This window comes from Candidatus Hydrogenedentota bacterium (genome assembly GCA_018005585.1).
GTDB lineage: Bacteria > Hydrogenedentota > Hydrogenedentia > Hydrogenedentales > JAGMZX01 > JAGMZX01.
Genome location: JAGMZX010000204.1, coordinates 1 through 8,064 on the forward strand (window position 1 = coordinate 1; position 8,064 = coordinate 8,064).

The window sequence follows — 8,064 nt, forward strand, 5'->3', positions numbered from 1 at the left end:
GGAGGGCGAGGGCGAGGGCGAGGGCGAGGGTGAGGGGGAAGGTGAAGGCGAAGGCGAGGGCGAAGGCGAGGGGGAAGGCGAAGGCGAAGGCGATCCCTGCTCGGATGCGTATCATTCCGCGGACCAGGAACAGGACGGGCGTGTCCGCCTGTCGGAACTCCTGCGGGTCATTCAAATCTACAACAGCACAGGATTCCAATGCGCGCCTGCGCCGGACGACACTGAGGACGGGTATCTGCCGGGAGCGGGGCCGGCGCACGACTGCTGTCCGCATGATGGCGACTATCGCGCGCCGGGCCCAGACTGGCGCATCGACCTGTACGAACTCCTGCGCGTCATCCAGTTCTACAATTCCGGCGGCTACCATTATTGCCCGGCGGAAGGCACGGAAGACGGTTTCTGCGCTGGTCCGTGATGCCGGACGGGTCTATCGTTCGTCCAGCGGCGGCACCGCGCGCTGCGCCTGACCGACGTATTCGCTGAGCGGCCGGTAGAGCCGGTTGCCACGCGACTGTTCCAGGTAATGGGCGCTCCACCCGCTGACGCGGGCCGACACGAAGATCGGCGTGAACAAGTCTATGGGCAATCCCATGAGGTGATACGTCAGGCCGCAAGGATAATCCACGTTCGGGTAGATGTTCTTGAGCCTCCGCACGGGATCCTTGATGGCGTCGTAGATTTTCAGCCAGCGATCCTGGCCCTTCTTGTGCGCCAGCTTGCGCATCTTGTGCTCGAGGATCTCCGCCCGATGGTCGCCGTGCCGGTACACGCGGTGGCCGAATCCCATGATCTTCTCTTTGCGGTCAAGTGCCTCGCGCACCCAATTGTCCGCGTCTTCCGGCGTTTCGAAGCGCATGAGCATCCGCATGGCCGCCTCATTCGCGCCGCCGTGCAGGGGACCCTTCAGCGCGCCGATCGCGCCGGCTACGGCTGAGATCAGGTCCGATTCCGTCGAGCAGATCACCCGGCAGGTGAACGTGCTCGCATTGAATTCGTGCTCCGCGTAAAGGACCAGCGTCAAATCGAGGAGGTCCACCGCCATGTCGTCCGGTTCTTCGCCAAACAACAGGTAAAGCATCTGCGCCGCATGCGACAGACCCCGGCGCGGCTTCAACGGTTCCTCTCCGTTGATGAGCCGGTGCCGAGCGGCGATCAGACTCGGAATCTGCGCTGTCAGCCAGAGGGCGCGCTGGCGTGTCGCCTCGTCGTCTCGGGCCTCGATCGGGTCGAAGTGGCCCGCGAACGATACCATCGTGCGGACCACGTCCATCATCGGCACATGCGGCGGGATGTGTTGCAGGACGTGGTAGACCGGCTCGGGCAGCGCCCGGAAGTCATCAAGGCGGTCCATGATGTATTGCAGCCGATCGTCGCCCGGCAATTCACCATAGAGCATGAGATGTAACACTTCTTCGAAGGTCGTTTTCTCGGCCAGTTCCTGAATCGGGTAGCCGCGATACAGCAGTTTGCCCTGGTCCACGCAGGAGACCCGGGTCTGGCCTGCTACTACCCCTTCGAGGCCCGGACTGCAGATGGTATCCGTGACCATGCGTGTTCTCCCATTGATGCCCAAGCGGCGCGCCTTGATCTCCCATGGCCGCGAAAATGCGCGCCCGCACGGAGAATCACGGCTGACTGCGTCAATGAAACGGGGGGGAGTGCACACGATACGCCTTGGCGTGCCGAGGCGAGCCCACCGCGCCTTGTACACGGAACAAGCGGGCATCGCGTTTTCTTCCTTGCGTCGAAACGGGACACGCCGGGCGGGCCGGCCGGCCTTGAGGCGAGAGTCCGTGGCGCCGTCAGGTGAGCACGGCGACGATAATCTGCGCGAACACGGTCATGAGAATCAGCGCGACGGGGTAGGCGGTAGCATAGCTGATGGCCGTGGCATCGGAATCCGTGTGGCTCGCAAGGGCGCCGAGTCCTGGCGTCGAGGTCATGCTCCCGCAGATGCCGCCAAGCGTTTCGAGCAGGGACAGTTTCAGCACCTTGCGGGCAAAAACGTAGCCCGCCGCCATCGGCAACGTGGTAACCAGCGCGCCCATGAACAGCAGCAGCGGCCCGTGCGCGCGCAGCACGTCGAGGAAACCCTCGCCCGCTTTCGCGCCGGCCGCGGCGAGGAAGAAGACGAGTCCGGCTTCCGTCATGAGCAGGCGCGCGGCGCGCGGCATGTGGCCGCGGATGCGCCCGATGCCGCCGAAATGGCCCAGCACGAGCGCCACGAGCAGCGGTCCGCCCGCGAGCCCAAGCGTAAACGGCTTCATGCCGGGCAGCGCGACCGGCGTCATTCCGAGCAATACGCCCGCAATGATCCCCGCGGATAACGAGATCAGGTCCGTCTCGTCGAGGACACGCGTGCGGTGCCCCGCGAACGCCGCAAACTCTTTCAGATGCTCCGGCTCGCCCACGGCGTAGAGCACGTCCGCGCGCTGGACCAGCGTCTCCGCATCAGGGATGAATCCTATGTCCTGACGGATTGTGCGCGAGATGGTGATGCCGAATTTGTTGATCAGGTTCAGTTCGCGCAGGCTTTTGCCCACGACCTCCGGAGACGTAGCCACGACCTGCATCAGCTCCGACGCCGTATCCACGTAGTAGCGCCGGTCGCTACGGCGCCCCAGGAAGTCCGCCAGGTCCCGCAGCCGGTCCTCGTGGCCTACGGCGAACACGTGCATGCCCTGTCCGAAGGCGCAATCGGGCGCTATCGGCACGAGGCGCTCGCCTTGGAGCACGCGCGAAATCTGGCAGCGCGACGCGTTGACGAAGGGGACCTCGTGGACCTTGCGGCCCATGACAGAGGGGTTCAACACTTCGATCAGCATCCGCTGGATGCGCGCCCTGTCCGGGTCGGATGCGGCCTGTTTCCGCCCCTCCGCTTCCAGATCGGCGCGCAGCAGCCGCGGCAGCAGTTGCACGAACAGGACTACGCCGATGACGCCGAAGGGATAGGCAATGCCATAGCCGATGGATGCCGCCGGGTCGTCGTTCAGCAGGGACAGCGCCGCGGCAAGGCCCGGCGTGCTCGTCAGGGCGCCCGCGAAAACACCCGAAGCCAGCGCTGCGGGCACGCCCGCGAGCAGCGCGAACGCGACTGTGACGGCGGCGCCCGACGCCACCACGAGCACGCTGAGCTTGGCCAATTCCGCGCCGCTCCGGAAGAATGCGCGGAAGAAGCTGGGACCGGCGCTGAGTCCTACGCAATAGACGAACAGGACCAGCCCGAAATTACCCAACTCCTTGGGCAAGGTGCAGCCGAAGGCCCCGAAGACGATGGCCACGAAGATGACGCCGCTGCTGCCGAGCGACACGCCGTAGACTTTCACGGTGCCCAGCAGCATGCCCAGCCCGATGACCGCGAAGACTGCGGTGATCGGGTGGTCGAGCAGCAACCGCGGCAGCGAGACGGGCGCTTCGTCCGGCGGGGTTTCAGATTCTGCGGCGAACCCGGCCGCGGCGCAGACAAACGTCAAGAGCAACAACGCGAATGTGAGAGAATACTTCATCGGCGAATCCGGCTGGCTGTGCGCGAGCCTGTGTGCGCGCCGCGGGAAAGCAGCGCAACGAAGAGGTATCCTAACGCACGCGGGCCGTACGCCGCCAGCGGCGAGACGCGGGCGCCCGGCGCCGGGGGATCAGTCGAGGCGGATGTCCTGTTTCTCGAACCAGGCCTTCAGATCGGCCATGTGCGAATCCACCACCTGCCGGTCATAGTCGCTTTCGAGCTTGTCGATGAGCTCCGCGAGTTCCGGGCGTTTCCGGATAATCTTGTTCAATTGCTTCTCGAACTCAGCGCTCATGAAGTGCAGGTCGTCGGTGCGGATGCTCAAGTCCAGCAACTGGCCCAGCTTCTGCACCGCCGCCTCGATGCATTTCACATTGTGCCCCTGCACGTATGCCGGAATTTCCGTGATGAGGCTCAACATCTCGATGCCGTACTCCGGGCAGCGCGCGGTCAAGTAGGTGATGAAGCTCGCAGGCCCCGCATAATTCGAGGGTTCGAGGTCGTGCTGTTGCAGCAGCGGTTTCAGAGACGCGTCCGATACGGAAGAGAAGAACCGCGGCAGACGCGTGTGCGGCGCGACCCCCGCCACGCTGCCCACGAAGAAGATCCGCGTTACGCCGAACGTGGCGGCGATGTGGAAGATGCAGTCGGCGAACGTCTTCCAGCGCAGGTTGGGCTCCCGTCCCTGAAACAGAATCAGATTGTGCTCCGGACAGGCGTAAAAGGTGTTGGCCGGCTCGTCGAAGGTCGTGACAAGGCCGTCCTCGATGCGCGCATGGGGCCGGAACAGCGCGGCTATCTCCATCGGGCCGGGCACGTTGTAGACGAAGAAGTGTTGCGGGTGAATAACGGCCATTTCCGCCATCTGATAGCGCGAGACCAGGTACTCGACGGTCCCCGTCGACACATCGCCTCCGTCCATCCACCCGGAGAAGCCGAGCACCAGCCGCGCCTCCGAGAAGGTCGGTTCGCGATGTATTGTCAGCGGAAGCGCCATAAAGCCGTACTATACCTCCCTACTATCGGCGGCCAACCCGCCGCCGGACGTGTCGGACTTCCCCCCCGAAGGGGAAAGCCGGACCTGTCCACATAGACTGTAACCCAGAAACTCGAATCCCGCAAGCACGGGGAAGGTTCCGCGGCACGGGCATCTTGCCCATGTTCTTCTGGAGGTTTCCCACGCGTCTAGAAAATCCCGCGCTCGTCGCGGACGCCGCGGCTCAGCCGCTCCCGCGGCAGTTGCACGTTGATTTCCCCCAATGCCCCGCTGTCCATGCCGGGGATGCGCGCGACGCACTCGAGAAAACGCGCGCTTTCGGCCTCCGCGACGACACCGTCCGTTAACATGCGGAATTTGCGCACATAATCGGGTCGCCGCCACGGCGACGCGCCCAGCGAATGCGCATTCGCGACCGCAAGCTCATCCACGAGCCGCGTCCCGTCCCGTAATACCATCTCGACGCGCCCGCCGAAAGCTTTCTCGCTTGGGTCGTGCGCGTGGTACCGCCGCGTCCATTCGGGGTCCTCGACGGTCTTGATCTTACCCCACAGCGCCACGGTGTCCGGCCGCGCGGCCCGTTCCGGCGCGTAGCTGTCCACGTGATGCCAGCGCCCGTCCTGCAGCGCCACGGCGAAGATGTACATGATGCTGTGGTCGAGCGTTTCGCGGCTCGCGCGCGGGTCGAACTTCTGCGGATCGTTCGATCCCGTGCCGATGACGTAGTGCGTGTGATGGCTCGTGTGGATCACGACGGATTCGACTGCGCGGAAGTCCGCGATGCGCTCGCGCATGCGGAACGCGAGGTCGATCAGCGCCTGGCTCTGGTATTCCGCGCTGTGCTCCTTCGTGTATGACTCCAGAATGGCCCGTTTCGGCTCGCCCGGCTCCGGCAGCGGCACGCGGTAGCAGGCGTCCGGCCCGTCGAGCATGTACGCGATGACGCTATCCTCGCCTTCATAGACAGGCGAGGGCGCCTTTTCGCCGCGCATCGCGCGGTCCACCGCCTCGACGGCCAGTTTGCCCGCGTGCGCGGGCGCGTAGGCCTTCCAGCTCGAGATTTCGCCCTTGCGCGACTGCCGCGTCGTGAACGACACGTGCACCGCCTGCTGCACCGCCTGATAAATCGTGTCCGCGTCGAGCCGCAGCATCGCGCCGATGCCCGCCGCCTGCGCGGGACACAGGTGCGCGATGTGGTCCTTCTTGTGTTTATGCAGGCAGATGCCCTTCACCAGGTTTATCTGGGTTTCATAGCCCGTGAGGATGCCGCGCAACAGGTCGCGGCCCGTCAGGCCGAAGCGCGCCGCGCACTGTTGCGCCACGGCGAGAATCGGCGGGATATTGTCGCCCGGGTGCGAGTAATCCGCCGCGAGGAACGTGTCGTGCCAGTCCAGTTCGCGCACCGCCGTGCCGTTCGCCCATGCCGCCCATGCCGCGTCGAAGCCCTGGTCGTTCGGCAGGCCCAAGACCCGCGCGCCGCCCGGCCGCGGATGCGCCAGCGCCTGGCTGCGCGCGTTCGCCACCGGCGCGCGGTTGACCGCCGCAACGGCGACCGACGCATTGTCGATGATGCGGTTCAGCACCATTTCGACCGCTGCATCGTCCAGCGGCGCGCTGTCCGCCGCGACCCGCGCAATCTTCCACGCAAGTTGCTCGTCCTTCGGCAACTTCGCCTTCGACGGATAGACCCGGACCTCGTGCATCTGCATCGCTGCGTTTCTCCACGCGCCCCCACGGATGTAGCTTCGGGCACCTTAACACCGCACACTGCCGCAACTATGCCCGAATCCGCCCGCAAATGACATTTAGGGACTGGTTCAAGTGAGTCCTCGAGACCCGCCTGTCTCCGAGTCGCATACCGCGCTGCCATGTCGATGAGGCCCTCATTTGCGTCATAGACAGCCTGACTCGCCGTCACGGTCGCATTCGTTCAAGCTAACGGACTGCTGGTCGGCACCGGGCCGGTCCAGGCCGCTCATGCACGTGTTCCGCCTGGGCGAACCGGCCATAGCGCGTCAGCGTTTCGGCGGCATGGCGCACGGCGCGCACGTCGTTCTCGTACAGGCACCGCTCCGGCATCGCCGGGAGCATCCCGTGCGCGAGCACCTTGTCCGACCAGTATTCGCGTTCGGCAAAATCCTTGCGTTTGCGCGCGTCCTCGAGGAGCATCACCCGCGCCAGCGGCACGTCGGGCGTATGCAGGAAAAGTCACTTTTGACTTTCCACGGGGCCTTCGGGTTGGTTCGCGTACATCTCCTTGGGCGGGGTGAGCGTGCTGCCGATTCGGGCGTTCTGCCTGCGGGAGGCTTCGATCTGATCCCGGTGCTCCAGGTAGTACTCGCGGAGGTTGACTGTCTGCATACAACCATACGCGTTTGGCCCCTCCGGAGGTTTTTCAATACATTGAGAGTAGGTAAAGTCCGTAGAGTTTCCATCATAGCTGTAGGTCAAGACGCGCTCTGAGGACCACAATCCGGTGCCTTCCCAGAGTTTGTACTGCTCATTCCACGTGTAATGGCTAATATCGAAGTTCATTACGCGGCCAGAAGGGCCGCAACTGACCATGATTCCGGGTATGGATTGGGCGTCAATCGACAGAAAGCCCATCACACGCGGCGTAACGCCGAGATGGGAGTTGCCCCTCGGGGAAAAGAAATGCTCGCGATAGAGATTACCTGCGTGGACCGTCCCATCGGAAGATACAATGACCGCATATAAGGATGGGCACTCCCTGACGTTAATCGTACTACTCATGCTAACCTTGCGGACGGTGCGGAACGAATTCTGAAAGACATGTACTCTTGGTCCAGAAGCGCAAACATATGTCTGGTAAAGGACGACTACCTCGTTGTCTTCGGTTAACCATTCTTCATCGGACATTGCCACATCCGTCACTCCACGAACACCTGGAATATCGTCCTCTGCAAAACGTGTCGGCCATTCTGACCAGCTCAATCTGCCTTGGGTTGAGGCAATAATGGCGTCGAGCGACATCCCTTTTTGAAATCCGCCCCAGACCATTCCCTTCACCGCCGTATCCATCTCGGTCATGCGATCATTCTCGAACCGCATGACACATATAGCATACTCCTCTGTTCCGATGTTGAAGGGATTGCTCCGTGCCGGTTTGCCGATCTCCGAAAGGCCCCGTGCAACGATATCCTTCACATTCGAAAGTTGCTCGCGAAACGATAGGGCGGATGGGTGGTCCTCTTCTGATGCCTCCTGTGCATACCCGGAAACGACAAATGTTGCGAGTAAGAGCAGGATTGCTGGTTTCGTTGCATTATTCATTGTGAAGCGCCTTCTCTTCGTAGCTCCTATGGGCACGGGGAACCGCAATACTCCTGATCAATAGCCTGGTCTGCGTACCGCGGCGCGCGGTTCGTCAGCATGTTTTCGTAGCCCGCGTCACCCCAAGTTGAGATGTGGTACACGTTGCCTCCCTGATCCCTAACGCCGTCGTTATTGTAATCCCGGTATCCCTGAGTTCGGCTCCCGTGGGGAACATAGCCCATCTCTACCCATCCGGGCGGCGGACGAAAACCCGCTGTCTGAGGCA

Annotated in this window: 8 protein-coding genes; 1 reads left to right on the top strand and 7 read right to left on the bottom strand. The window is 63.1% G+C overall.

The window, feature by feature from the left end; translation table 11 throughout:
- A partial coding sequence (locus KA184_21935; protein ID MBP8132249.1) for a hypothetical protein occupies positions 1 to 415 on the top strand: 415 nt, incomplete at its 5' end.
- Positions 416 to 427: 12 nt separating this feature from the next.
- Here KA184_21935 and KA184_21940 read toward each other — a convergent pair.
- The 7 genes from KA184_21940 to KA184_21970 all read right to left on the bottom strand — a co-directional run.
- Positions 428 to 1,549, bottom strand: a complete 1,122-nt coding sequence (locus KA184_21940; protein ID MBP8132250.1) for a bifunctional 2-methylcitrate synthase/citrate synthase — start codon at positions 1,547 to 1,549, stop codon at positions 428 to 430.
- 253 nt (positions 1,550 to 1,802) lie between these two features.
- Complete coding sequence (locus KA184_21945; GenBank protein ID MBP8132251.1) at positions 1,803 to 3,506, bottom strand: YidE/YbjL duplication; 1,704 nt, start codon at positions 3,504 to 3,506, stop codon at positions 1,803 to 1,805.
- 129 nt (positions 3,507 to 3,635) lie between these two features.
- A complete protein-coding gene (locus KA184_21950; protein MBP8132252.1) occupies positions 3,636 to 4,502 on the bottom strand; it encodes a PAC2 family protein in 867 nt (288 codons plus the stop codon).
- A 188-nt stretch (positions 4,503 to 4,690) separates the two neighbouring features.
- Positions 4,691 to 6,211 (bottom strand): MmgE/PrpD family protein, encoded by a 1,521-nt coding sequence (locus KA184_21955; protein MBP8132253.1) that lies wholly within the window; start codon positions 6,209 to 6,211, stop codon positions 4,691 to 4,693.
- Positions 6,212 to 6,437: 226 nt separating this feature from the next.
- A complete protein-coding gene (locus tag KA184_21960; protein MBP8132254.1) occupies positions 6,438 to 6,689 on the bottom strand; it encodes a hypothetical protein in 252 nt (83 codons plus the stop codon).
- A gap of 21 nt (positions 6,690 to 6,710) precedes the next feature.
- Positions 6,711 to 7,796 (bottom strand): hypothetical protein, encoded by a 1,086-nt coding sequence (locus KA184_21965; protein ID MBP8132255.1) that lies wholly within the window; start codon positions 7,794 to 7,796, stop codon positions 6,711 to 6,713.
- A 26-nt stretch (positions 7,797 to 7,822) separates the two neighbouring features.
- On the bottom strand, positions 7,823 to 8,064 hold a 242-nt coding region (locus tag KA184_21970; protein ID MBP8132256.1), incomplete at its 5' end, for a hypothetical protein.